Origin of the sequence: Paraburkholderia sp. J10-1 (genome assembly GCF_905220165.1) — a bacterium.
Taxonomy (GTDB): Bacteria; Pseudomonadota; Gammaproteobacteria; order Burkholderiales; family Burkholderiaceae; genus Paraburkholderia.
Genome location: NZ_CAJMYW010000008.1, coordinates 143,769 through 167,187 on the forward strand (window position 1 = coordinate 143,769; position 23,419 = coordinate 167,187).

General features: G+C 64.4%; 16 protein-coding genes and 1 pseudogene. 6 read left to right on the top strand and 11 right to left on the bottom strand.

Annotation, left to right across the window (positions count from 1 at the left end; all coding sequences use genetic code 11):
- The first annotated feature begins 140 nt into the window (after positions 1-140).
- Positions 141-905, top strand: coding sequence for a class I SAM-dependent methyltransferase (locus U5A65_RS24185; RefSeq protein WP_321936479.1), 765 nt, complete (start codon positions 141-143; stop codon positions 903-905).
- Positions 906-996: 91 nt separating this feature from the next.
- Here the strand turns inward: U5A65_RS24185 and ppc are convergent, their stop codons facing one another.
- Complete coding sequence (gene ppc, locus U5A65_RS24190) at positions 997-4,098, bottom strand: phosphoenolpyruvate carboxylase (protein WP_321947811.1); 3,102 nt, start codon at positions 4,096-4,098, stop codon at positions 997-999.
- Positions 4,099-4,643: 545 nt separating this feature from the next.
- On the opposite strand from ppc, the gene hemC reads away from it, so the two are divergent.
- From hemC to U5A65_RS24205, 3 genes are read left to right on the top strand one after another with little or no spacing between them, the layout of a single operon-like run.
- Positions 4,644-5,696, top strand: a complete 1,053-nt coding sequence (hemC, locus tag U5A65_RS24195; protein ID WP_321947813.1) for a hydroxymethylbilane synthase — start codon at positions 4,644-4,646, stop codon at positions 5,694-5,696.
- Complete coding sequence (gene hemDX / locus U5A65_RS24200; protein WP_321947815.1) at positions 5,693-7,864, top strand: fused uroporphyrinogen-III synthase HemD/membrane protein HemX; 2,172 nt, start codon at positions 5,693-5,695, stop codon at positions 7,862-7,864. Before hemC ends, hemDX begins: the two co-directional genes overlap by 4 nt.
- 3 nt (positions 7,865-7,867) lie before the next feature.
- Positions 7,868-9,067 carry a heme biosynthesis protein HemY gene (locus tag U5A65_RS24205; RefSeq protein WP_321912700.1) on the top strand — a complete coding sequence of 400 codons (1,200 nt, stop codon included), beginning with the start codon at positions 7,868-7,870 and terminating at the stop codon, positions 9,065-9,067.
- Between the two features lie 87 nt (positions 9,068-9,154).
- Here U5A65_RS24205 and U5A65_RS24210 read toward each other — a convergent pair whose 3' ends face one another.
- From U5A65_RS24210 to U5A65_RS24220, 3 genes are all read right to left on the bottom strand, one after another.
- Positions 9,155-10,474 (bottom strand): MFS transporter, encoded by a 1,320-nt coding sequence (locus U5A65_RS24210; protein ID WP_321912698.1) that lies wholly within the window; start codon positions 10,472-10,474, stop codon positions 9,155-9,157.
- Positions 10,475-10,672: 198 nt separating this feature from the next.
- On the bottom strand, positions 10,673-11,431 hold the full coding sequence (locus tag U5A65_RS24215) for an SDR family oxidoreductase (protein WP_321912696.1): 759 nt from the start codon (positions 11,429-11,431) through the stop codon (positions 10,673-10,675).
- A gap of 42 nt (positions 11,432-11,473) precedes the next feature.
- Positions 11,474-12,913, bottom strand: coding sequence for an aldehyde dehydrogenase family protein (locus U5A65_RS24220; protein WP_321912694.1), 1,440 nt, complete (start codon positions 12,911-12,913; stop codon positions 11,474-11,476).
- Between the two features lie 307 nt (positions 12,914-13,220).
- Between U5A65_RS24220 and ppa the strand changes: the two genes are divergently transcribed.
- Positions 13,221-13,748 carry an inorganic diphosphatase gene (ppa, locus tag U5A65_RS24225; RefSeq protein ID WP_116611852.1) on the top strand — a complete coding sequence of 176 codons (528 nt, stop codon included), beginning with the start codon at positions 13,221-13,223 and terminating at the stop codon, positions 13,746-13,748.
- 72 nt (positions 13,749-13,820) lie between these two features.
- Here the strand turns inward: ppa and U5A65_RS24230 are convergent, their stop codons facing one another.
- The 3 genes and pseudogenes from U5A65_RS24230 to U5A65_RS24240 all read right to left on the bottom strand — a co-directional run.
- The gene (locus tag U5A65_RS24230; protein WP_321947816.1) at positions 13,821-16,685 is read right to left on the bottom strand and encodes an EAL domain-containing protein; all 2,865 of its coding nucleotides are present in this window, start codon (positions 16,683-16,685) and stop codon (positions 13,821-13,823) included.
- 163 nt (positions 16,686-16,848) lie between these two features.
- The gene (locus U5A65_RS24235) at positions 16,849-17,166 is read right to left on the bottom strand and encodes a GIY-YIG nuclease family protein (protein WP_321936484.1); all 318 of its coding nucleotides are present in this window, start codon (positions 17,164-17,166) and stop codon (positions 16,849-16,851) included.
- Positions 17,167-17,255: 89 nt separating this feature from the next.
- Positions 17,256-18,164, bottom strand: a pseudogene (locus U5A65_RS24240) (GNAT family N-acetyltransferase); the annotation flags it as partial.
- 247 nt (positions 18,165-18,411) lie between these two features.
- Here U5A65_RS24240 and U5A65_RS24245 point away from each other — a divergent pair.
- The gene (locus U5A65_RS24245; RefSeq protein ID WP_321947818.1) at positions 18,412-18,696 is read left to right on the top strand and encodes a hypothetical protein; all 285 of its coding nucleotides are present in this window, start codon (positions 18,412-18,414) and stop codon (positions 18,694-18,696) included.
- A gap of 49 nt (positions 18,697-18,745) precedes the next feature.
- Here the strand turns inward: U5A65_RS24245 and U5A65_RS24250 are convergent, their stop codons facing one another.
- The 4 genes from U5A65_RS24250 to U5A65_RS40975 all read right to left on the bottom strand — a co-directional run bounded on the left by U5A65_RS24250 (position 18,746) and on the right by U5A65_RS40975 (position 23,278).
- Positions 18,746-20,719, bottom strand: a complete 1,974-nt coding sequence (locus U5A65_RS24250; protein ID WP_321947820.1) for a DUF3732 domain-containing protein — start codon at positions 20,717-20,719, stop codon at positions 18,746-18,748.
- A 2-nt stretch (positions 20,720-20,721) separates the two neighbouring features.
- Positions 20,722-21,207 carry a three component ABC system middle component gene (locus tag U5A65_RS24255; protein WP_321947822.1) on the bottom strand — a complete coding sequence of 162 codons (486 nt, stop codon included), beginning with the start codon at positions 21,205-21,207 and terminating at the stop codon, positions 20,722-20,724.
- Positions 21,197-22,405, bottom strand: coding sequence for an ABC-three component system protein (locus tag U5A65_RS24260; RefSeq protein WP_321947824.1), 1,209 nt, complete (start codon positions 22,403-22,405; stop codon positions 21,197-21,199). The genes U5A65_RS24255 and U5A65_RS24260 overlap by 11 nt, the downstream gene beginning before the upstream one ends.
- Before the next feature lie 420 nt (positions 22,406-22,825).
- Positions 22,826-23,278 (bottom strand): helix-turn-helix domain-containing protein, encoded by a 453-nt coding sequence (locus U5A65_RS40975; protein ID WP_415765502.1) that lies wholly within the window; start codon positions 23,276-23,278, stop codon positions 22,826-22,828.
- Positions 23,279-23,419: the final 141 nt, after the last annotated feature.

Below are 23,419 nucleotides of genomic sequence, written 5' to 3' on the forward strand. Positions count from 1 at the left end.
CGGGCTCTATTGTAGCGTCTGACGCGGCGACGGGCCGCCACGTCAGACCGCCCGGAGATTGCAGCACCCGCTACGCGCAGCGCTCGACGCTTCGCGCCCTACATAAAGCACCGCATAAGAACCCGCAAAAGGAGCATGCGATGAAGCATCACGATCAGGTCGCCGACGCATTCGGCTCGACCGCCGCCGCCTACCTCACGAGCCAGGTCCACGCGAGCGGCGCGGATCTGGAGAACCTCGCCGCGACCTTCGCGGCCACCTGCGGCAATGCGACGGTGCTGGACATGGGCTGCGGCGCGGGCCACGCGAGCTTTGCCGTGGCACCGCACGTGCGTGAAGTCGTGGCCTACGACATCGCCCCGCAGATGCTCGCCACGGTTCAAGCCGCCGCGAAGGAGCGCGGCTTGACGACGGTGCGCACGCAGCAGGGCGCGGCGGAAACGCTGCCGTTCGCCGACGCGAGCTTCAACTGGGCCGTGAGCCGCATGAGCGCGCATCACTGGCGCGACGTGCCGCGCGCGCTGGCCGAGGTGTACCGCGTGCTCAAACCGGGCGGCCGGCTGAAGTTCATCGACATCGCGGGCATCGACGATCCGCTTTACGACACGCATATTCAGGCGATCGAACTGTTGCGCGACGCTTCGCACATTCGCGACTATCGCGCCGACGAGTGGATTGCGATGCTGGATGCCGCCGGCTTCGAGGCGAAGGTGAGCGAGCGCTGGCGCATCGCACTCGACTTCGATTCGTGGGTCGCGCGTATGCGCACGCCGCCCGAGCGCGTGACGGCGATCCGCTCGATGTGGGAGCGCGCGCCCGATGAAGTGCGCCAATACTTCGATGTGCAGAGCGATTTCTCGTTCAAGCTCGACGCGCTGATGATCGAGGCGACGCGGCGGGACTGACCACCCGTTGCGGCAACAAAAAACGGCGTCGTGCCCGCGAAGGCACGACGCCGTTTGTCCATGAGCACGGCGCGAACGCTTGACCCGTCGCTTAACCCGTATTGCGCAGCCCCGCCGCAATCCCGTTGATCGTCAGATGAATCCCGCGCTGCACGCGCGGGCTCGGGTCGCCGGCGCGATAACGCTTGATCAGCTCCACCTGCAAGTGATTCAACGGATCGAGGTACGGGAAGCGGTTCTTGATCGAGCGTGCGAGCAGCGGGTTGTCGGCGAGCCGTTCGGCCGCCCCCGTGATCTCGCCGAGCACCTTCGTCGTGCGCTCCCATTCGGCCACGATGCGCTCGAACACGAGCTTGCGCAGCTTCTTGTCGGCCACGAGCTGCGCGTAGCGCGACGCCACCGCGAGGTCGGTCTTCGCGAGCGTCATGTCCATGTTCGAGAGCAGGTTCGCGAAGAACGGCCAGGTCTTGTACATCTTCTTGAACATCGCAAGGCGGCGTGCGCGCTCGGCGTCGCTGCCCGCATCGTCGAGGTATGAAGACACCGCGCTGCCGAAACCGTACCAGCCCGTGAGCAGCAAGCGGCACTGGCCCCACGAGAAGCCCCACGGAATCGCGCGCAGATCGTCGATCTTGCGGTTCTTCGGGTCCTGCAGCTTGCGCGAGGCCGGACGGCTGCCGATGTTGAGTTCCGCGATTTCCGTGATCGGCGTCGAGGCAAAGAAGTAGTCGGTGAAGCCGGGCGTCTCGTACACGAGCGAACGGTACGCGGCCATTGCGGCGTCGGAGAGCTGCTGCATCGTCTCTTCGAAGGCGGGCAGTTGATCGGGCGCGCTACCCGCGCCGCCCATTGGCAGCAGCGTCGCTTCAAGCGTCGCGGCAATGACCGTTTCGAGGTTGCGGCGCCCGATCTCCGGATTGCCGAACTTGCTCGCGATGACTTCGCCCTGTTCCGTGAGGCGGATCTGGCCTTCCACCGTGCCCGGCGGCTGCGAGAGGATCGCGTTGTAGGTCGGGCCGCCGCCGCGGCCTACCGTGCCGCCGCGGCCGTGGAACAGACGCAGCGTGATGCCGCGCTGCTTGTACAGCGCGACGAGCGCCAGCTCCGCGCGATACAGCTCCCAGTTCGACGTGAGGAAGCCGCCGTCCTTGTTGCTGTCCGAGTAGCCGAGCATGATTTCCTGCTCGTTGCCCTGGTGCTCGACAATGCCGTCGATGCCCGGCAGCGCGAGCAGGTCGCGCATGATGCCCGGCGCGTGGCGCAAGTCGGGAATCGTCTCGAAGAGCGGGATCACCATCAGCGCGGCCTTCGCGGGGTCTTCCGCGTGGCCGAGGCGCCCGCTCACGAGGCCGGTTTCCTTTTGCAGCAACAGGACTTCGAGCAGGTCGGAAACCGTTTCGGTGTGCGAGATGATGTAGTTGCGCACCGCGCGCGCGCCGAACTTCTCGCGCGTCACGCGCGCCATTTCCAGCACGCCCAGCTCGCTCTTCACGAGGTCCGAATAATCGAGGTACGGCGAGCGCAGCGTGCGCGGGTCGGCGAGCTGCGCGAGCAGCACGATCTGCTTGTCTTCTTCCGAAAGCGCCGCGTAGTCGGCTTCGACGCCGGCGCGCGCGAGCAGCTCCGTAATCACGGCTTCGTGAATGTCCGAGCTTTGGCGCAGATCGATCGAGGCGAGATGGAAGCCGAACACGTCGACGGCGCGCATGAGCGGCGCGAGACGCGTGGTCGCGAGCGACGCGCCATGATGCTCGGCAAGCGAATCCATCAGGATATGCAGGTCGCGCGAGAACTCATCCGCATCGGCATAGGGCTTCGCGCGCACCGGCGCGGCGTTGCGGCCCGCGCTGCGCACGGCCACCACGCCTTCGCCCAGGCGCACGCGTGCGCTGGCGGCGAGGCGCGTGTACACGCCGATCAGCGCGCGGCGATACGGCTCGTCCACGCGGTGCGGCGACTGGTCGGGCGAGGCTTCGGCCAGCGCCTTCAGTTCATCGCTTGCTCCCGCGAGCAGGTTCGACACCGAAAGCTCGGCGCCCAGACGGTGCACCTCGTCGAGGTAATGCTGGAGGATCACCTGCGCCTGGCGCTCGCTCGCTTCTTCGAGCGTGGCGGCGGTGACGTTCGGGTTGCCGTCGCGGTCGCCGCCAATCCAGCTGCCCATCTGGAAGAACGCGGGCAGGCGCGCCGAAAGGCCGTGCTCCTTCAACTGCGTTTCGATCTCGCTGTAGAGCGCGGGGATCTCGGTGAGGAAGGTCGTGTGGTAATACGAAAGCGCGTTCTCGATTTCGTCGCCAACGGTCAGGCGCGAGTCGCGCAGCATGCGCGTTTGCCAGAGCGAGGTCACGCGTGCGCGCAGCAGTTGCTCGTTGTGTTCGAGTTCGCGGTGCGTAAGCGGCTGGTCGCGCTCGGTGAGCAGGCGTGCGATGTCGTGCTGCGAGTCGAGCGTGCTCTTGCGCTGCACTTCGGTGGGGTGCGCGGTGAGCACGGGCACGATCAGCGCGTCGTTGAAGAACTGCTGGAGCACCGGCGTCGCGGCGGAGCCCGCTTGCGCGAGACGTTCGAGCGAATGGGCGATGGTGCCTGCCTGCGGAGCCGAGCCCGCGAGGTCGTGAATGCGGCGGCGGCGATTGCGGTGGCGATCTTCAGCGATGTTCGCGAGATGCGAGAAGTAGCTGAACGCGCGCACGACGCTCACGGTCTGCTCGGGCGAGAGCGCGCGCAGCTGCTTTTCCAGCGCGAGCGCGTCGGCGTTGTCGTCCTCGCGGCGAAAGCGCACCGAGGTCTGACGAATGGTCTCCACCACGTCGAACACGGCGTCGCCTTCCTGCTCGCGCAGCACGTCGCCGAGCAGGCGGCCCAGGAAGCGGATGTCTTCGAAGAGCGGCTGGTCCTTGTCGTCGCGCGCGCGGCCGTTGCGCGAGACGCCGGCGCCCGCTTTCGGGGCTTTCGCCGCCTTCGGGGCCTTCGTGGCTTGAGCGGCCTTCGGCGTCTTCACCGCCTTTGCTGCCTTGACGGCCTCGGCGGCCTCTTTGGTCTGGGTCGCCGGTTTGGTCGTGACGGATTTCGTGGTCTTCGTAGTCTTCGTCGTTTTCGCCGGTTTCGTGGACGGCGTGGCCGGTGCGGCCTTCGAAGTTGCGTTCTGCGATGCGGTGTTGCGGCGCTCTGCGCGCGCCGAGCCTGAAGACTTCACGATGTTTTCCTTGAGGCTTGCCAGGATATGGGCAGGTTAGTCGGAGAACTACCAACTGCATGGCCGCGGCACGTGCCGGGCCGTGTACTGCGGGTGCAACCTGGAGAGGGTGGAAGGTGCCACCCTGCGTGAGCCGTGCGGATAGTGCAGAGGCGGTGCGGGCCGCCAAAGGCGGTGCGCCGGGTGCAGGCGTTGCTGGAGAGTGCGCCGCTGCGAGCGCGTACGCAAGCCGAAGCGCCACCGCGGCGATGGCCGCAGCCATGCGGGCTGCGCATGCGCCACACGCGCACCCTGCGCGCGCCAGTCACGCAGCCTCTTCGGGCCGCCGTGTCCATGACGTATCGCCAGTGGCCGGCTCGCGGCGCATTGCGTACCAAATTGCCTACGATGAATACAGTAGGCGCCGCGTGCAACGCCAGAGTCTCTTCCTTGCCGCCGCCCGCGCCTTCCCAGCCTGTCCCTGCGGGGAGGCGGTAAAAAGGGCGCGTGCTAACATTGCCTGTTATCCGATCCTGCTTTTCATCCCGTCATTCGATGTACTTGCCATGAACTCCGAGACGTTATCCGCGCCCATGCCCCGCACCCTGGTGATCGCTTCGCGGGAGAGCCGCCTCGCGATGTGGCAGGCAGAGCATGTGCAAGCTGCGCTGCACAAATTATATCCAGCCTGCGACGTGAAAATTGTTGGAATGACGACACGCGGCGATCAAATTCTCGACCGCACGCTTTCGAAGGTGGGCGGCAAGGGTCTTTTCGTGAAGGAACTGGAGCAGGCGCTGGCCGAGGGCCGCGCCGATCTCGCGGTGCACTCGCTCAAGGACGTGCCGATGGAGTTGCCCGAAGGCTTCACGCTCGCGGCCATCATGGAGCGCGAGGACCCGCGCGACGCGTTCGTCTCCAACGATTACGATTCGCTCGCCGCGTTGCCCGCGGGCAGCGTGGTGGGGACGTCCAGCCTGCGCCGCGAGTCGATGATCCGTGCGCGCTATCCGCATCTCGACGTGAAGCCGTTGCGCGGCAATCTCGACACGCGCCTCGCCAAGCTCGATCGCGGCGACTACGCGGCCATCATTCTCGCGGCTGCGGGCTTGAAGCGTCTTGGCCTCGGCGCGCGCATCCGTGCGCTGATCGAGCCCGAGGACAGCTTGCCGGCGGCGGGCCAGGGCGCGCTCGGCATCGAAATCCGCGCCGACCGCGCCGATATCGCCGCATGGCTCGCGCCGCTGCACGACGACGCCACCGCGAAGGCCGTCGAGGCCGAGCGCATGGTTTCGCGCGCACTGGGCGGCAGCTGCACGGTGCCGCTCGCGGCCTACGCGCAGTGGCACGACGGCATGCTCGCGCTGCGCGGCACGATCGCCACGCCCGACGCGAGCCGTGTGCTCGCCGCGCAGGAGGCCACCGCGGCGTCCACGGTCGACGAGGCCGTCGCGCTCGGCCGCAGCGTTGCCGACGACCTCATCGCGCAAGGCGCGCTCGAGATCGTGCGTGCGCTCGCGGATGCGGCCCAGGCCGCCGACGGCCCGAATACGGCGCCTCAAACGGGCGCTGCCATGAACAACCCAACCGGCACGGGCGAAGGCCCGGCCTCCCGATGATGGCCGGCCCCTGGCAACCGCGCGGCAACGCCGGCCAGCCCGACGAGTGGGGCGGCCCGGGCGACGCCTCCACCGGCGCGAAGCGCGCGTCGTCGGCAAGCGCGGGTAGCGGCAGCACGCCGTTCACCGTCGTCATTACCCGGCCGGCCGGTCAGTCGGATGGGCTCGCCGGGCGGCTCGCGCAGCGCGGCATGCGCACGCTCGACTTCCCGCTCATCTCCATTGCGCCCGTGACCGACGAAGCGCCGTTGCGCGCCGCGCTCGGTGCGCTCGAACGCTATGCGCTCGTCGTGTTCGTTTCGCCGAACGCAGTCGATCGCGCGTTCGCATGCTATGCCTCGGTGTCCTCGATCTGGCCGCCCGCGCTGCCCGTTGCCGTGGTCGGCCCGGCGAGCGTGGCCGCGCTCGAGCGTCACGGCGTGGCCGAGCCCGAGCATCGCGTCGTGAGCCCTGCGGGCGCGGGGGAAGAAGAGCCTGCGCGCTTCGATTCGGAGTCGCTTTACGCGGCGCTCGAGAAGACCTTCGGCGCGGACGCCTTTGCCGGCAAGCGCGTGCTGATCGTGCGCGGCGACGGCGGCCGCGAGTGGCTCGCCGAGCGTCTGCGCGAAGCGGGCGCCGAGGTGGAGACCGTAGCGGCTTACCGCCGTGTCGTGCCCGAGCCGCCCATCGCCACGTGGACACAGGTGCACGCGCTGCTCGAAGGCGCGCCGCACGCGTGGCTCGTCACGAGTTCCGAGGGCGTGCGCAACCTCGACGAACTCGCGCGCGAGCACCTCACGGCGGGCGAGATCGTCGAACTGCGTCATGCGCCGCTCGTCGCGCCTCACCCGCGGATCGCCGAGACGGCGCGCTCAATGGGTTTTGATAGGATTACGGTGTCCGGCGCGGGCGACGAACGCATCGTCGAGACGCTGCTAGGCCTCGCTTCTTCCGTTGTTCAACCGGTTCAGAACACTCCGGCCCAGACGCCGGCCAACCCACGCATGACAGATTCGAACAACTCAAGCAGCACAGCAAACCAGGGTGCCGTCGCCACGGGCGCGGCGGTTTCCTCCGGCGCGTCGGCTTCGGCCAGCGCGTCGGCGCGGCCGTCGTATGCGTCGTCGGGCACGGGGTCTTCCGCGCCGCTGACCCAGCCGCCGGGCGCGGCACGCCGCGGCGCGGGCTCGGCGCTGCTATGGCTCGTCGTGGTGCTGATCGCGGCAGGCGCAGGAGCGGGCGGCTACGCGCTCAACCGCAAGCTCGACCGGCTCGACACGCAACTCGCGCAGCGCCAGCAGGCAGGCGAGCAGCAGATCGCCGCGCTGCGCGCACGCACCGACGAGGCCGTCTCGGGTGCGCAGCAGCTCGACAAGCAGATCGCCCAGCTCGAAGGCAAGATCGCCGACGCACAGACTTCGCAGCAGGCGCTCGCGCAGCAATACGCCGATCTTTCGAAGAGCCGCGACGACTGGACGCTCGCCGAAGTCGGCCAGATGCTCTCGAGTGCGAGCGAACAGCTCCAGCTCACGGGCAACACGCAGCTCGCGCTCTTCGCGCTGCAAAGCGCGGACACGCGCCTCGCCGCTTCGGAGAACGCGCAAGCCATCGCCGTGCGCAAGGCCATCGCGCAGGACATCGACAAGCTCAAGGCCGCGCCGTCCACGGACCTCACAGGCCTCGCCATCAAGCTCGACACCGCGCTCGGCCAGATCGACTCGCTGCCGCTCTCGGGCGAAGCGATCGTCGCGCATACGAAGCCCGAAGCTGCGCAGCCCGCCGATGTCGCAAAGGTTGCCGCGGCGACCAATCAGGCGAAATGGAAGGTGTGGATCGACACGTTCGTCGACGGCGTGGGCAAGCAGATCGCGAGCCTCGTGCAGGTGCGCCGCATCGACAACGCGGACGCCATGCTCGTGTCGCCCGATCAAGGCTACTTCGTGCGCGAGAACCTGAAGCTGCGTTTGCTCTCGGCGCGCCTCTCGCTGCTCTCGCGCAACCAGGACACGCTCAAGTCCGACCTCGCGGCCGCCGACGCCACGCTTGCGCGCTACTTCGACGGCGCCTCGAAAGACACGCAAACCGTGCGCGATCTGCTCAAGCAAGTGAACGACGGCTCGGCCGCCGTCGCGCTGCCCACGCTCGACACGAGCCTGAAGGCGATCCAGCAATACCGGAGCCGGGGGTAAGACATGGCGATCCGTGGACTCCTCTGGCTCGCGCTTCTCTTCGCGATTGCCGTCGCGCTCGCAACCGTCGGGCGCTTCGACACCGGGCAGGTGCTGCTCGTCTATCCGCCGTATCGGGTAGACGTCTCGCTCAACCTGTTCGTGGTCGGCATCGTGGTGGCCTTCCTGCTGCTGTACGCGATCCTGCGTTTCGCGCGCAACATCGTGACGATGCCGCGCCGCGTGGCTGCCTACCGTGCACGCATGCGCACCGAGAAGGCGAACTCGGCGCTGCGCGACGCCGTGGGCAATCTCTACGCGGGCCGCTTCTCGCGCGCCGAGAAGGCCGCGCGCGATTCGCTCGCTGACATCAAGAACACGAGCGCCGCGGGCCTGATCGCCGCGACGGCCGCGCATCGTCTGCATGAATACGCGCGCCGCGACGAATGGCTCACCCAGGTCGACGACCCCGACCTGCAGGAAGCGCGCCTCATGGCGACCGCCGACATGCGCGCCGACGGCCGCGACGCCGATGGCGCGCTCGCCGCGCTCACCGAAATGCGCACGCAGGGCGGCCGCCGCATTCACGCTCAGCAGATCGCACTGCGCGCCCAGCAGCAGCTGAAGAACTGGAGCGAAGTGCTCAAGCTCGTGAAGACGCTGGAAAAGCGCGAGGCGCTGCACCCGGCCGTGGCCGTGCGTCTGCGCCAGCTCGCGGCGGAAAACCTGCTGCGCGATCGTCGCCACAACGCCGACGCGCTGCTCGAACTGTGGCAGTCGCTTTCGAACGTCGAGCGTCACTCGCCGCGTCTGGCCGACTGCGCCGCCGAACTGCTGATCGCGCTCGATCGCCAGGCCGACGCGCGCAAGATCGTCGAGGAAGCGCTCGCGCAGAACTGGGACGCGCGCCTTTTGCGCCGCTATCCGGACACGGCTGGCAGCGACGCGCTGCCGCTCATCCAGAAGGCCGAGGCGTGGCGCAAGGAGCGCCCGGAGGACGGTGACCTGCTGTTCGCGCTGGGCCGCCTGTGCCTGAAGCAGCAGCTGTGGGGCAAGGCGCAGTCGTTCCTCGAAGCCGCGCTCAAGTCCGCCGACGCCACGCAGAACGAGCCGCTCAAGATCCGCTCGCATCGCGCGCTCGCGCGCCTGCACGAGCAGCTCGGCGACGGCGACAAGGCTGCGTCGCACTATCGGGAAAGCGCGCTGTCGATGAACGTGGTGTAAAGAAGCTCGCCGCGAATCTACAGTCGCAACAAAAACGGCCGCCTGCAAAACAGGCGGCCGTTTGTTTTTGGAGAGCCTCGGAATGCTTCAGCGATTCACGAGTTTCGCCGGTGCGGAAAGTGCGAGCAAACCGCCCAGGATCATGAACGCTGCGAGCATGTACATGCCCGAATCGTTGGCCTTCGTGGCCTCCTTGAGCCAGCCCACCGCATACGGGCTCAGGAAGCCCGCGAGATTGCCGATCGAGTTGATGAGCGCGATGCCGGCCGCCGCCGCTGTGCCCGAGAGCCAGGCCGTGGGCAGGCTCCAGAACAGCGGCAGCGTGGTCAGAATGCCGATGGTCGCGATGGTGAGCGCCGTCATGGCGAGCGTGGTGTCGTGCGCCCAGGTGACCGAGAGCACGAGGCCGATCGCGCCGATGACAGCGGGAATCGCGATGTGCCAGCGGCGCTCACGCGTGCGGTCGGCGCTCTTCGCGAAGAGCACCATGCCGACCACGGCCGCCGCGAACGGAATCGCCGAAAGCAGGCCGATCGTGAGCGCGTCTTTCACGCCCGTCGCCTTGATGATGGTGGGCAGCCAGAAGCTCACGCCGTAAAGGCCCATCACGAACGAGAAGTAGGTGAGGCTCATGACCAGTACGCGCGGGCTCGTGAGTACGCTCATGAGCGGCGGGTCTTCCTTGGTGGCATCTTCGGCGGCGATGTTGCGTTCGAGCAGCGCGCGCTCTTCTTCGGTGAGCCACTTGGCTTTGCCGATGCGGTCATCGAGCACGAAGAACACCAGCACGCCGACGATCACCGAAGGCAGCCCTTCGAGCAGGAAGAGCCACTGCCAGCCCTGCCAGCCATTCGCACCGTCGAAGGACTTGAGAATCCAGCCCGACACCGGCCCGCCAATCACGCCCGAAAGCGCAATGGCCGTCATGAACCACGTGGTCATGCGCCCGCGCCGATGCGCCGGATACCAGTAGGTGAGGTAGAGGATGATGCCGGGGAAGAAGCCCGCCTCGCACAGGCCGAGCAGAAAGCGCATCACGTAGAACATGGTGGGCGTGGTGACGAACATCGTCAGGATCGAGACGAGGCCCCACGTGACCATGATGCGCGCGATCCATACGCGCGCGCCCACGCGATGCAGGATCACATTGCTTGGCACTTCGAACAGAAAGTAACCGACGAAGAAAATGCCCGCGCCGAAGCCATAAACCGCATCGGAGAGATTGAGCGCCGAACTCATCTGCAGCTTGGCGAAGCCCACGTTCACGCGGTCCAGATACGCGACCACATAACACAGCATGAGAAGCGGAATGAGCCGCCACGCGACTTTGCGATACGTGGCTTCCTCGAAGGCGGAGGGCGGTGCGCCCGCTCCCGCTTGCGGCAGGTGATTCGCTGGACTGGCCATGGTGTCTCCTTTGTCGACCGGAGATGGCGCTCCGGTCCCATGCAGAGCAAGATCTTGCTCGTTGGCGTGTTTGTTGTATTGCCGCCGTGTTATGGCGGGTATTCGACGCGAAAGCACGACCATTCTATACGCGCCGCCGTGGCGCGACGGCGCGTAACGCTCGGGGAAAACACCGATTAGTCAACGACTTGGCGCGCACTAGACGCAGCGGCCGCCATCGACTTCGATGCAGGTGCCGGTGATGAACGCCGCTTCGTCCGAGGCGAGATAGAGGCACGCGTTGGCCACGTCCTGCGGCGTGGAAAACCGTCCGAGCGGGATGGTCGCGATAAAGCGCTGGCGGTTCTCGGGCGTGTCGGGCACGCCCATGAATTCCGCCGTGAGGCCCGTGTCGCCGATCACGGGATTCACGCAGTTCACGCGAATCTGGTCAGGGCCCAGTTCGGCGGCAAGCGCCTTGCTGGCGACGATCATCGCGCCCTTGCTGCCGTTGTACCAGACGAGGCCCGGCCGCGGCCGGATGCCCGCGGTCGATGCGATGTTGACGAACGCGCCGCCGCCGCGCTCGCGAAAATGCGGCACGAACGCGCGCACGCTCCAGTAGAGCCCCTTCACGTTGACGGCGTAGACGCGGTCGAACTCCGCTTCGCTCACTTCGAGCACGGGCTTGTTGCGATGCGTGGTGCCCGCGTTGTTGACGACGATCTGCACGCTGCCGAAGTCTTCGATGGCGGCTTCGCGCAGCGCGTGCCAGTCGGCTTCGCGCGTAATGTCGCCTTGCACCGCGATGGCCCGTCCGCCCGCGAGCGCGATCTCGCTCGCCACGCGCTCTGCTGCATCGCCGTTCAGATCGTTGATGACGACGTTCGCGCCTTCGCGCGCATAGGTCTTGGCTATCCCTTCGCCGAAGCCCGAACCGGCGCCTGTCACGACAGCCGTCTTGCCTTTGAGTCGCATGGTGTCTCCGTTTGTATGGTGCTTGCTTGACTGCGTAAGGGTTCAGCCGTGCCGGATCGCGATTGTTTTCAGCACCGTGAAGCCATAGAGCGCCTCGAAGCCTTTTTCGCGCCCATGTCCCGAATGCCGGGTGCCGCCGAACGGCAATTCGACGCCGCCGCCCGCGCCGTAGTTGTTGACGAACACCTGGCCCGCGCGCACGCGCCGGGCAAGACGCATCTGGCGCGCGCCGTCGCGCGTCCAGATGCCGGCGACGAGGCCATAAAGCGTGCCGTTGGCGAGCGCGAGCGCTTCCTCCTCGCTCTCGAAAGGCATGGCCGCGAGCACCGGCCCGAACACTTCTTCCTGTGCGAGACGGCTGTGCGGCGGCACGTCGCGCAGCAGGGTCGGGACTTCGTAGAAGCCGCCGCTCGGTGCATCCGCTTCGAGCCTGCCGCTCGCCGCCGTGGCGATGCGGCAAGCGGTGGCTTCGTCGAGAAAGCCGCGCACGCGCTGGCGCTGCTTCTCGTTGATGAGCGGGCCGCAGTCGAGGTCGGCGCTGGCGGGGCCCACGCGCAGTTTGCCGAACGACGCAGCGAGCCGGTCGATGAGCGGCTCGTACGCACTACGCTCGATCAGCACGCGGCTGCCCGCGGAACAGGTCTGCCCCGCGTTCTGCACGATCGCGGCCACGAGCACGGGGAGCGCCGCGTCGAGATCGGCATCGGCGAAGACGATTTGCGGCGACTTGCCGCCCAGCTCGAGCGTGACGGGCACGTGGTGCTCGGCGGCCATCTGCGCGACGAGCTTGCCCGTTTGCGGCGAGCCGGTGAACGAGATGTGGTCGATGCCGGGGTGCGAGGAGAGCGCCGCGCCCGCCTCATGCCCCAGGCCCGTGACGATGTTGAGCGCCCCGGCGGGCAGGCCCGCTTCGCGCGCCAGTTCGGCCACGCGCAAGAGCGACACGCAGGCGTCCTCGGCGGGCTTCACCACGCACGCGTTGCCGGTGGCGAGCGCCGCGCCCACGCTGCGGCCGAAGATCTGCATCGGGTAGTTCCAGGGCACGATGTGGCCCGTCACGCCGTGCGGCTCGCGCACCGTGAGGACCGTATAGCCGGTCTGGTAGGGCAGGGTTTCGCCGTGCAGCTTGTCGGCGGCGCCGGCGTAGAACTCGAAATAGCGCGCGAGCGCGGCGGCGTCGGCGCGCGCCTGCTTGAGCGGCTTGCCCGTGTCGCGCGCTTCGAGCTGCGCGAGTTCCTCCTTGTGCTGGAGGACAAGGCCCGAAAGCGCGAACAGCAGCCGCCCGCGCTCGGTGGCGCTCAATGCGCCCCATGCGCCCTCGAAGGCTTTGCGTGCGGCCGTGACGGCGTCGTTGATGTCGGTGGCATTGCCGCGCGCGAGCTGCGCGAACGGCTGGCCGGTGGAGGGATCGATCGCGGCGAGCGTTTCGCCGCTGGCGCTCGCTTGCCATTCGCCGCCGATGAAGTGCTTCGCTTCTTCCATGCATGCGCCTCGTAAATGGGGGTGAAACGAGGGAGGGGAAACGCAAAACGGGAAACGTCGCCGGAGCGTGCCTCGGATGGCCCGATGGCGGGCCGCACCGGCGCTTTCATTATCGCGCCAATCGCGGGCGCTACGCGCGGGAATTCAGCAGGCACTACATCCGCGTGCGGGAAAGCCCTGGGCCGAAGCGCCGGCTGCCCTGGCCCGCCCTGGCCGATTGGCTATAATGGCGTCCATCTTCCAACGTCCGTTCGCGCGGGTTTTGCGCGCGAACCGTCGCTTTTTCCCTTCTCAACAGAGAGCGCTCATGAGCTTTGCAAATGTCCCCGCCGGCAAGGATCTGCCGCAAGACTTCAACGTGATCATCGAGATTCCCGCGCAAAGCGATCCGGTGAAATACGAAGCCGACAAGGACCTGGGCCTGCTCGTCGTCGACCGTTTCGTCGGCACGGGCATGCGCTATCCCGTGAACTACGGCTTCATTCCGCAGACGCTCTCGGGCGACGGCGACCCGGTCGACGTGCTCGTGATCACGCCGTTCCCGCTGCTGGCAGGCTCCGTCGTGCGCTCGCGCGCGCTCGGCATGCTGCAGATGACCGATGAATCGGGCGTCGACGCGAAGCTGATCGCGGTCCCGCACGACAAGGTCTGCCCGATGACGGCCAACCTCAAGTCGCTCGACGACGTGCCCGAGTACCTGAAGGACCAGATCAAGCACTTCTTCGAGAACTACAAGTCGCTCGAAAAGGGCAAGTGGGTCAAGGTCGAAGGCTGGGTCGGCATCGAAGCCGCCCACAAGGAAATCACCGACGGCGTGGCGAACTTCAAGAAGTAATTCGCACGCTTTTGGGTTGATCGAAAGACCGCACGCGCCGACAGGCCGTGCGGTTTTTTCATGGGCGCTCGACTAGCCCACCTCGGCGACGTCGCGCAGTTCCGGCCCGCGCAGGATATCGAGCCGTGCGGGCCTGCCCACGCCGTAGCCCTGCGCGTAGTCCACGCCCATCGCGATCATCCAGTCCACGATGGCGGCGTCCTCCACGCACTCGGCGATCGTAAGCTTCCCCGCTGCGTGCGCGACCTGGTTGATCGAACGCACGATGGCCTGGTCCAGCGGACTGTCGATGATGCCGCGGATAAAGCTGCCGTCGATCTTCAGATAGTCGACGTGCAGATGTTTGAGGTAGTTGAACGACGACATGCCCGCGCCGAAGTCGTCGAGCGCGAAACGGCAGCCCTGCGCGCGCAGGCGCTCGATGAGCTTGATCGCATCGTCCATGTTCGTGATCGCGGCGGTTTCGGTGATCTCGAAGCACACGCGCTCGAACGGGATGGACCAGACGCGCTGCTGCGCCTCGATATAGTCGGCGAGCTGCTCGTCGCCGAGCGAGGCGCCCGAGAGGTTGATCGACCAGGTGCCGTAATCGTGCGTGCCTTCGGCGATCATCGCGAACGCGCTCGCGATCACCCAGCGGTCGATAGCCGGCATGAGGTCGAAGCGCTCCGCAGCGCCGATAAAGGCCGACGGCTCCACGAGTGCGCCCGAGGCGGTCTGCATGCGCAGCAGCAGTTCGACGTGCGTGTCGTCGGCCGACGATGCCTGCGCGAGCGAGAGAATCTTCTGGCCGAACAGGCAGAACTGGCCGTTTTCGAGCGCGGCCTTGATGTCGGAGACCCATGCCATCTGGGCGTGGGTTTGCGAGAGTTCTTCGTCGTCATAGCGAAAGCGGTGCACGCGGTTGCGGCCTTTCTTCTTCGCCATGTAGCACGCCACGTCCGCGGCCTTCATCACTTCCTTTACGGAAACGAGGCCTGCCGCCTCGCTGACCAGTCCGATGCTCACGCTCGTCTGCACGATGCGCCCAGCGCCCGTGAAGCGGATCGCGGCAATGCCCGCGCGCAGGTTCTCCGCGAGCAGCGACGCGTGCGCGGCCGTGCAGTGCGGCAGCACGACGCCGAATTCGTCGCCGCCCAGGCGCGCAATGATGTCTTCGCCGCGCAGCTCGCTTTTGAGCACGCGGCAGACCTGGCGGATCAGTTCGTCGCCGGTCGAGTGGCCGCACGTGTCGTTGACGACCTTGAATTGGTCGAGGTCGAGAAACATGACCGCGTGGCCGTGTCCTGGCTGTCCTGACTGCCCCGGCTGTGCATTGCCACCGTCGTCGAGCAGCGCGGCGAGCCGCCGCTCGAATTCGCGGCGGTTGTAGATGTCGGTGAGCTCGTCGTGGGTCGCCTGGTAGGCGAGGCGGGCCGCGTGTTCGCGCAGTGCGCTCACGTCGTAGAGCACGATCACCGTGCCGATCACCCGGCGCTGCACGTCGCGCAGCTTCGACACCGAGTAATCGACCGCGAGGCGCGAGCCGTTCGGACGCGTCACGTGAAGCGTCACGCCGCCTGTGTCGTCCGTCGCAGCCGTCACTTGTGAATTGATCAGGATATCGAATCGTTGTGGTTCGTGCGCGTCGTTGCGCAGATCGCAGATCGCGTCGAACGGCTGCGAGAGCATATCGGCGGCCGCGCGGCCGAGCATGCGTTCGGCCACGGCGTTGCAGTAGGTCACGCGCGCGTTCTCGTCGGTGCGGATCACCGCTTCGCCGATCGAGGCCAGCGTGACCTCCGCCAGTTCGCGTTCGGTATAGGCCTTCGCTTCGGCCGTCCTGAGTTCGGTGATATCGAACAGGCAGCCGACCATGCGCACGGCGCGCCCGCGCGCGTCGCGCACCGCCTGGCCGCGTGCGCGGCACCAGCAGTAAGTGCCCGCGAGGGTGCGCAGACGAAATTCCACATCGAATGGCGTTGCGCGCGCGAGGTGTTGGCGCAACGCGTGGCGCACGAGCGTGAGGTCGTCGGGATGGACGAGCTGAGTGAGGCCGGTATCGCTTTCGAAGCGCGTGCCCACGTCATAGCCGAGCTGCTCATACAGCCAGTTCGAGAAGTAGCATTGGCGGCTGCCGACCTCCCAGTCCCAGAGCCCGGCGTTGATGCCTTCAAAGCCTAGTGTGAGGCGCTCCTCGTTCTTGCGAACCTCGGCTTCGAGGCGGTCGCTGCGCGCGAGCGCACGGCGGATGAATTGCGAGAACACGCCGAGCAGCCCGATGGCGGAGGCGGCGAGCGCGAGTGTCAGGAGCGAGCGCGTGGCGCGTGCCGCGTCCTCGAGCGAGCGGGAGAAGCCGCTTTCGATGGGCGCGAGCTGGCTGTCGATCTCGCGCAGTTCGCGCACGAGGTTGGCGGACTCCGGCGCGTGCAGCCGGCCCGACTGCACGAGTGCGTGCAGGCGCTCGCCTGTATCGGCGAGACGCAAGATAAAGTGGTCGCCGATATCCCAGAACGCCACCGCCGGGCGCATCCACGGCGTGTTCTTGAGCGTGCGGTAGCCCCAGGTCATGCCGTCCATATCGTCGGGCGCGATCCGGCCCAGCTCGAAGCCGCGCCGGATTGCCGCGGTGTCCGGTTGCGCGCGGTTCATCTCCAGCTTGGCCGCCCGGTCGCCGAGCGGCACGGCAATGCCGGAGAGGAACGTGCGGTAGTCCGTTTCGTCGCCGGTGCGCGCATAGCGCTCCAGGGCGTGAACGGCGTCCTTCTGTCCCTTCGACCAGCTGCTTTCTCCTGCCACATAGGCAAGCAGGATCGACATGATCGAGAGACTGGCCGCGGCGATCACCGCCATGACGGCCGCGAGCAGCCATAGCGGCAGCAGGACCGCGGTCGTGCGCCGCAATCCGTGCCAACCGGGGGCAAGCCGGCTCGTCTCCGCCTTAATAGGTCTCTGCATGCCTCACCGGCCCCGTCCGAGGTGAAATGAGCGCGCACGCCGGGGGCTAAGACCGGCGTCTTGTGCGCAATAACGGCGGAGGCTGCGGGCGGCTTTAGGCTTTACGCGGGGTGTTCGATGAAAAGAGCAAACGCCCGTTTGGCAAGACGTTTGCTCGGTTTGCTCATTCTGATGCTTCGGTGTCCGGGGACGTATCCGGAGGCGGGGGTGGCGGCGGCAGGACCGATTCGAGCGTGCGCGCGCCGGCCGCGAGCGCGCGCTTTTCGCGCGGGGTGAGGCGTTTGACCCAGTATTCGGCGCTCGATGCGCGCGCACGGTCGGCGAACTCGAACTGCGCGAGCACCTGCACCGGCTTGCGCGAGCGCGTGTAGCGCGCGCCCGTGCCGCTTGCGTGCTGCGAGAAGCGGGCTGCGACGTCGATGGCAATGCCCGTGTAGACGCTGCCGTCGGCGCATTCGAGCATGTAGAGGAACCACGGCATAGTTCTGGAAGCGATGATCGTATTAGGCGAGGGCGTTTCAGGACACGCTGCGCGCGAGCTTTTCGCACGCATCAGGCGCATCAGGCGCATCAAGCACGAAAAGGATTGCGCTCATTGAGCTCGTGCATATAGGCGTGAATATGGTTGGTCTCGTTTTCGAGAAAGCGCGCAACGGCGTCCGAGAACGCAGGGTGGGCGAGCCAGTGCGCCGAGCGCGTGGCGGTGGGCAGGAAACCGCGCGCCATCTTGTGCTCGCCTTGCGCGCCGCCTTCGAACACGTCGAGCTTTTCCTCGATGCAGAATTCGAGCGGCTGATAGTACGCGGTCTCGAAGTGCAGGCACGGCACGTGTTCGAGCGCGCCCCAGTAGCGGCCATAGAGCGTGCCGCCCTGGCCATTCTCGCCGCGCTGCCAGACCACGAGCGAACTCGCGATCGGCTTGCCTTCGCGCTCGGCGATCACGAGCAGCAGATTCTCCGGCATCGTCTCGCCGATCGTGCGGAAGAAGTCGAGATTCAGATACGGCGACGAAAAATGCTCGCGATACGTCTGCCGGTAGCAGCGGCTAAAAAAGCGCCACTCGGCGTCGCTGATGTCCTCGCCGCGCACGCGCCGCATCGTTACGCCCGCTTCGCGCACCTTGCGGCGTTCCGCGCGAATGTTCTTGCGCTTCTTCTGCTCGAGCGTCGAGAGGAAGTCCTCGAAGTCGCGATAGCCGTCGTTGAGCCAGTGAAACTGCACGCCTTCACGCTGCATCATGCCGAGGTCGGTCAGCGCCTCGGCGTCTTCGGTGGTCGGGAAGAGCACGTGCAGCGACGAGACGTCGGCCTGCTCGGCGAACGCGAGCAGCGTGGCGGCCAGGTGGCGGCGCGCGGTCGCGTCGGCGGCGAGCAGGCGTGTGCCCTGCACCGGCGTGAACGGCACGGCGCACAGGAGCTTTGGGTAGTACTCGAGGCCGTTGCGCTTGTAGGCGTCGGCCCAGGCCCAGTCGAACACATATGTGCTAACCCAGAATGGAGCGTTTTGTGTCCAGGTAGGGTTTACGTGAACGGGGTTATTCATGTTTTCGAAGGCGACCGCAGGGAGCCGAGAGACTTTAGGTTGAGGGCAAGCATGCCCGAAACCGGGGTGGGGGTCCGGGGGAGGGGCGCGGAATGTCGACGGTAAGTTGTTGAAAAATATATTGTTTTTTTCATTTTCTCGACTAGATTCCCCTTTGTGCCCAACCCTCTCAACGGAGCCCGCCATGGAAGCAATCACTGCGGACAGCCTCGACGTCATCTTGGCTAGTCAGAGGGACCGCCGTACGTTCGCGTACCTCGTCGATACCTGCAGCCTCGAACGAGTCATCAAAGCCCGCCAAGCGCTTCCTGGGCGGACACGGCCCTATGTTTCCAACATCGCGAAGCAGCTCGGAGTCGCGATACCTGATTCCGTGATTATCACGCCCCGCGCTGACGGGCAGAAGCACATCGCGGAAATTAAGGAGATGCTGTCGTCAAAGCTGGTCTGCGGCGGGAAATCCCGATGACCGTGTCATTGGCCATAATTGTGCCGCGCTAGTTGCGTGGCCCGTTGCGTTACTCTGGCAAATCAAACCATGCCGGCGGAACGAGATAGTTTTCGCCGCGCCACTCTTCAGCGAGCTCAACTCCATCCAGCTTCCCCCATACGTCCGAGCCAGCATGGTCTAGCACGATAATCTGCAGCCGCCCCTTAAAGTGAACAGCGAGCTTACCCATTGCATCGAAAAAACCGCGGATTGACTGGACGTCTTCGTCAAGAATTTCGTCCTTGTCGAGCTCACGTCGGGCGAGCCGGCGCGGAAAGTACACCTGACTCGGCTGGTCGAAGATGACCAACGCGGGGACTGGGGAGTGGTCTTGATTTAGAAAGAAGGCCTGAAGCGCCAGTACTGCGGCGACGTGGTACGAAAGCCAGTTCGCGCCGCTGCCGAGTTGCCATAGGAAGTCTTCGCGTCCAGCGTAGTCAGTAACGCCGACGGTCAGTTCTTTGATGTCAAGTCTGGCAGGCGCATCCTTGCGTTCAACATCTAACTTCGCGGCCATCTTCGTCAGGTTTCTGGATACGCGCTTGACGGCAGTTTCGAGTCGCCGGGCATACTCCGCTTCGGAGAGCGAGCTGTGAATCTCGCTGATGCGCGCATTCAGTTTTTCAATTTCGTCATCAAGTCCGTTCGGCTCCGTTCGAGCAGAAAACAGCTTCAGCGCTTCTTCAACCCTGCCCAAAAACCGAGCTACGCGCGCTGTGGCCAGTTCACGGTCACGAATAGTTTTCGAGCGTTCTTCGATAGCGCGTCGCCGGACACGGACTGCCTTTAGCTGGTCTTCCAGTAACTGAAGCTTTTCGGTGACGTCAACCAGGTCACGGTCGAGCACAGGTGGGGCCTTCGAGACGGCGTGGGTTTCGTCTTCGATGACCGATAGCGCATCGCACAGCTGGTCGAGTTCGTTGTGCGACGCGTCCATCGCGCTATCGCATACCGGACAGCGAGTGCCGTCGTTCGGTAGTGTCCTAAGCCAGCGTGAAATACCGAGTCGACTAGCTTGGTCCGAAAGGCTGCCTTTATAGTCAGTTACGGTGTCTCGGACGGCAGTTATCTGATTCAGTCGATGACGAGCAACGGAGAGTTCTCGAGTGACGGTCGACTCTTCATTCTGCAGCGCGGCGTATTCCGATGCGGACGCTTGGGTCCCGGCGAGTGAAAAGCCGTCGCCGGTCTCGCCTGCTGACACCACACGCTCCAGTGCGCCAATCAAGGTCTGTTCCATCGCGTCCGGCAATTCACCTGCAATCAAACCAAGTTCGCGAGCCTCGGTAACCCAAACCTGCAGATTGGCAAGCCATGTTTCGGACACTTTGGCGTACGCTGCTTGTTCACGTTGCTTACGACGTAGTTCTTTTTGGAGGTTTTCCAATTCCCATTTGAGCGCAAGCCGTTTGCCGGTCGTCGCACCGAGCACATATGGAAATATGGTCCTGACCTTCTCGCGGTGCTCAATCGTGTCCGCCCGGAAGTACAGAACATCTGGATTGGCGACAATGTTCTGAGGCTGAAAGCAGAATGCCAACGTGTCGCGGAAGCTGGGGCGGCCTTGGAAGCCTTTACCTGTTTCTTCAGCGTCGAAGCCGAGATTCGACAACCCTGCCAGGCGGTCAAGCATACGCTTGACCGATTGACGGGTCGTGTTCTTCTTCGGCTCGTCCAAAGGGACATTCGCGCCAAAGTCTTGCAGCACCATCATTTCATCGGTGCTTTGTTGGTTGCCAGGCTCCCGGCGTGCCAGCAGCTTTTCTCCTTCGCTTGTTCGCACCAGGATGCCGAACCACGCGCACGATTCGCGGATTGTGCCGGCAGGGATACCGCAGAGGCGTGAGCCCAAACAATAGTCAATGATGGGAATCACGGAAGACTTGCCGCGCTTGGATGCACCGCTGATGACGTTGACTACGCCGGGTCCAAAAGGCACGCGTCTTGGTTCGAATCTGACATTCTTTGGCCAGAGAATGACTTCAAGTATTTGCAGTTGCACGGTTACAGCTCCAGTCGAAGCGAATAGCAAAGTTCACGTAGGGAAGTCTGCTGGGCCCAAATTCCCAGTTTCTCTGCGGCGGAAGTCAACGTGAACACATCGGGTGACAGTGCACGAGTGAACGTCGTGCTGCGCGGCCAGAGCAGGGCGGATTCAGTCGAAAGTGTCAGCAGGCCCGTAGACAAACCCAATGCGAGCGACCGCCGTGAAAGGTCGCGCATTGCCTCCGCGCGCTCCTGAATGGAAAAGAGGAGGTCAATTTGCTTATCAAACTTGCTTTCGAATTTGCGGATACCCGACGACTTGAAGGTGGATGTGACGACCTCGCGAAGGTCCTCATTGAAGACAACGGGTAGTACGAGAAACGCCAGAACGGCCGGGCACCCGTCCGTTTTGCCGCTCGAGCCATAATAGCCGCATACGGCCCGCCAGATAAGCGCGGCGCCTAACCCAGGATTCTGGATAGCATCAATCTCGTCAAGCAGCATCGACGATGTCCCCTGAAACCTTGAGAATCTTCGCGAAATCCGGATGCCATCCGACGTCAAGCGTGTTCGCTAGCTTGTGGAAGCTGCCTGGGGTGAAGTGGCTCGAAACGGTTTTACCTTGCAGCAAGACGTTAGCTTCAAGGCACGACGAAAGGAGGACCGTACCGAAGTCCTCCGGAGGCTTGCCGCGCATCTCGACCCTGACAGCCGTCTTCTTTGAATTCCAGATGCGCTTGAGAGCCGCTTCATACTCCGTGAAGCTACTGCGATGGACATATCCACGCTTGGCCCATTCGGTCCGGTCAACCGCAGCCATCAAGAACGTGTTCATCGCATCGTAGATAGTGTCTTGTTCTGCCCCGATAAGACTCAGTTGCCGCAGATACATCTGGTCGAGAAGGAGTTCCGCCTCTAGGTCTTGCGCCTTCGGCGGAGTCGCAAAGGTGGGCAGTATCGTGTCGCTGCGGTCAAATTTCCGAACCACGGCGACATACTCAGTATGAAACTCGTCTCGACTGACTACCGCTGGTAGACCCTTTTGAATAAGGTCGAAGATGGTGATATGAATCCATCCGGCGAGCTGATGCAGGATTTGCTCGACGTTTTCAGCACCAACCGGGGCAGCGGCGACTTCTGCGGCAATTTCGTCGTAGGGAGCGCCGATACCGCGCTCCAGCGAGAAGGCCTGGATGATGTCAACAAGCGCTCGCTCGCTCGCCCGAAGCACGACATTTACTTGCTTGGCGAGCTTCTCGGGTATCGAGGCGCGCTTTGCAAACTCAGGCGCGTCACCCCAAAATTCTTTCCGTATCTCCGCGATTGCTGCTTTCGCGTCTTGTTTGCTCTCGCAGTCGCCAAGTCGTTGAGCAATCTTGCCCCTGTACGGCTGCGCCACGTAGAGGATAAATTTGGTTCCCGCGGGGATTTTCCCGGACCGGCGTCCATTGAGCCAGTTCGCGAAGGTTTTCCACAAATCAATCGAGCGGTCGCTTATGGGGTTGTGAGCGAGCCCACTTTTGACCTGTTCCGCATACTTTTCGCCGTTCAGGGTTCCTGAGACGTCGTCAATGCATTCCAAGGCAACCGTGTCGCCTGGTTGCGAGCGAAGCAGGTGGTGAAGGAACCGCGCTTCCTGTATGCCATAACCGTAAAACTGGCCTGGAGCGCTGGTTGAGCCAGCGTTAGATTTTTTCGTCACGTCATCCCCGGATTGTCAGCGCGGGCTGTAGGAGCGAAGTGCGCGCTGGGGAGGTTCTCTTGTCGTCAATTATGGAGCATTGACCAAATTTTAGGCAAACCGCGCCGGAGAGGGCAGTTCATTGGCTGTTGCATCCGAGAGTCCTCTCGCTACTACTTGCCGTGAAAATTTTAGCTCATGGTTGAGCTACGGGCGTTCGCTATAGGTGCAATGACATCCCCGACGAACAACGCGCCACATGAATATCTCGACCCACTTGAGCTTGCGCAACTCATAGGCGAAAGCGTATGGACGGTTCGATTGCGAGCAAGACATCGCCCGTGGCTCCTGCCGCCACGCGCGGAACTATATGACCACAAATTGCTTCGTTGGCGATGCGACGTAGTCGCTCGATGGCTCACGAGTTTGAACTCGCCGGACTTAGAGTAGGTCTGTCGGCTTGATGCCAAACGCCACTGCAAGCTTCTCCAGTGTCGCCAACTGCAGGGCGGCCGCGGAACTAGTCGACGCTTCGATGCGGGAAACATGGTTCCGGTCCATCCCTACGCGGTCTCCAAACTCCTTCTGGCTTATATGTTGCGCAGTACGGCGGTCGCGCACGTTCTGCCCCACCAGTCTGCTAGAAACGGGGTCGCCGGGCGGTCTGTCAGCGATGGGTTGGTCCTCTGGCGTGTCAAGGAGGACTCGAACGTCGACGTCTAAGGCACGAGCCAGAGCATCAGCGCGCTCAATCGTCATTCGCGAAGATGTGCGCTCGTATCGGCTAATGGCCGTCCTGTCTGAGCCTAAGCGATTGCCGAGCTCTTCCTGAGAACAGCCGCGCGCCTCCCGGTGGCGCTTCAAATTTTTGATGAATCGCTCTTGCAGCGACATCTGCGTTATCTAAAAAGAAAACTAAATTCTCCCGTAGACAACGCAGATGTCTACGGCATCAGAGTTGTCTACATTTGAGTTGTCGTCGTTTACATATACAACGCAAGCGTCTACACTTGCGGTTATCTCGACGCTGCTGGC

Bases quoted from the DNA above. Each gene is read 5' to 3' on its own strand.
- U5A65_RS24185 (WP_321936479.1), top strand. From the start codon at position 141: ATGAAGCATCACGATCAGGTCGCCGACGCATTCGGCTCGACCGCCGCC.
- hemC (WP_321947813.1), top strand. From the start codon at position 4,644: ATGAACTCCGAGACGTTATCCGCGCCCATGCCCCGCACCCTGGTGATC.
- hemDX (WP_321947815.1), top strand. From the start codon at position 5,693: ATGATGGCCGGCCCCTGGCAACCGCGCGGCAACGCCGGCCAGCCCGAC.
- U5A65_RS24205 (WP_321912700.1), top strand. From the start codon at position 7,868: ATGGCGATCCGTGGACTCCTCTGGCTCGCGCTTCTCTTCGCGATTGCC.
- U5A65_RS24210 (WP_321912698.1), bottom strand. From the start codon at position 10,474: ATGGCCAGTCCAGCGAATCACCTGCCGCAAGCGGGAGCGGGCGCACCG.
- U5A65_RS24215 (WP_321912696.1), bottom strand. From the start codon at position 11,431: ATGCGACTCAAAGGCAAGACGGCTGTCGTGACAGGCGCCGGTTCGGGC.
- U5A65_RS24220 (WP_321912694.1), bottom strand. From the start codon at position 12,913: ATGGAAGAAGCGAAGCACTTCATCGGCGGCGAATGGCAAGCGAGCGCC.
- ppa (WP_116611852.1), top strand. From the start codon at position 13,221: ATGAGCTTTGCAAATGTCCCCGCCGGCAAGGATCTGCCGCAAGACTTC.
- U5A65_RS24230 (WP_321947816.1), bottom strand. From the start codon at position 16,685: ATGCAGAGACCTATTAAGGCGGAGACGAGCCGGCTTGCCCCCGGTTGG.
- U5A65_RS24235 (WP_321936484.1), bottom strand. From the start codon at position 17,166: ATGCCGTGGTTCCTCTACATGCTCGAATGCGCCGACGGCAGCGTCTAC.
- U5A65_RS24245 (WP_321947818.1), top strand. From the start codon at position 18,412: ATGGAAGCAATCACTGCGGACAGCCTCGACGTCATCTTGGCTAGTCAG.
- U5A65_RS24255 (WP_321947822.1), bottom strand. From the start codon at position 21,207: ATGCTGCTTGACGAGATTGATGCTATCCAGAATCCTGGGTTAGGCGCC.
- U5A65_RS40975 (WP_415765502.1), bottom strand. From the start codon at position 23,278: ATGTCGCTGCAAGAGCGATTCATCAAAAATTTGAAGCGCCACCGGGAG.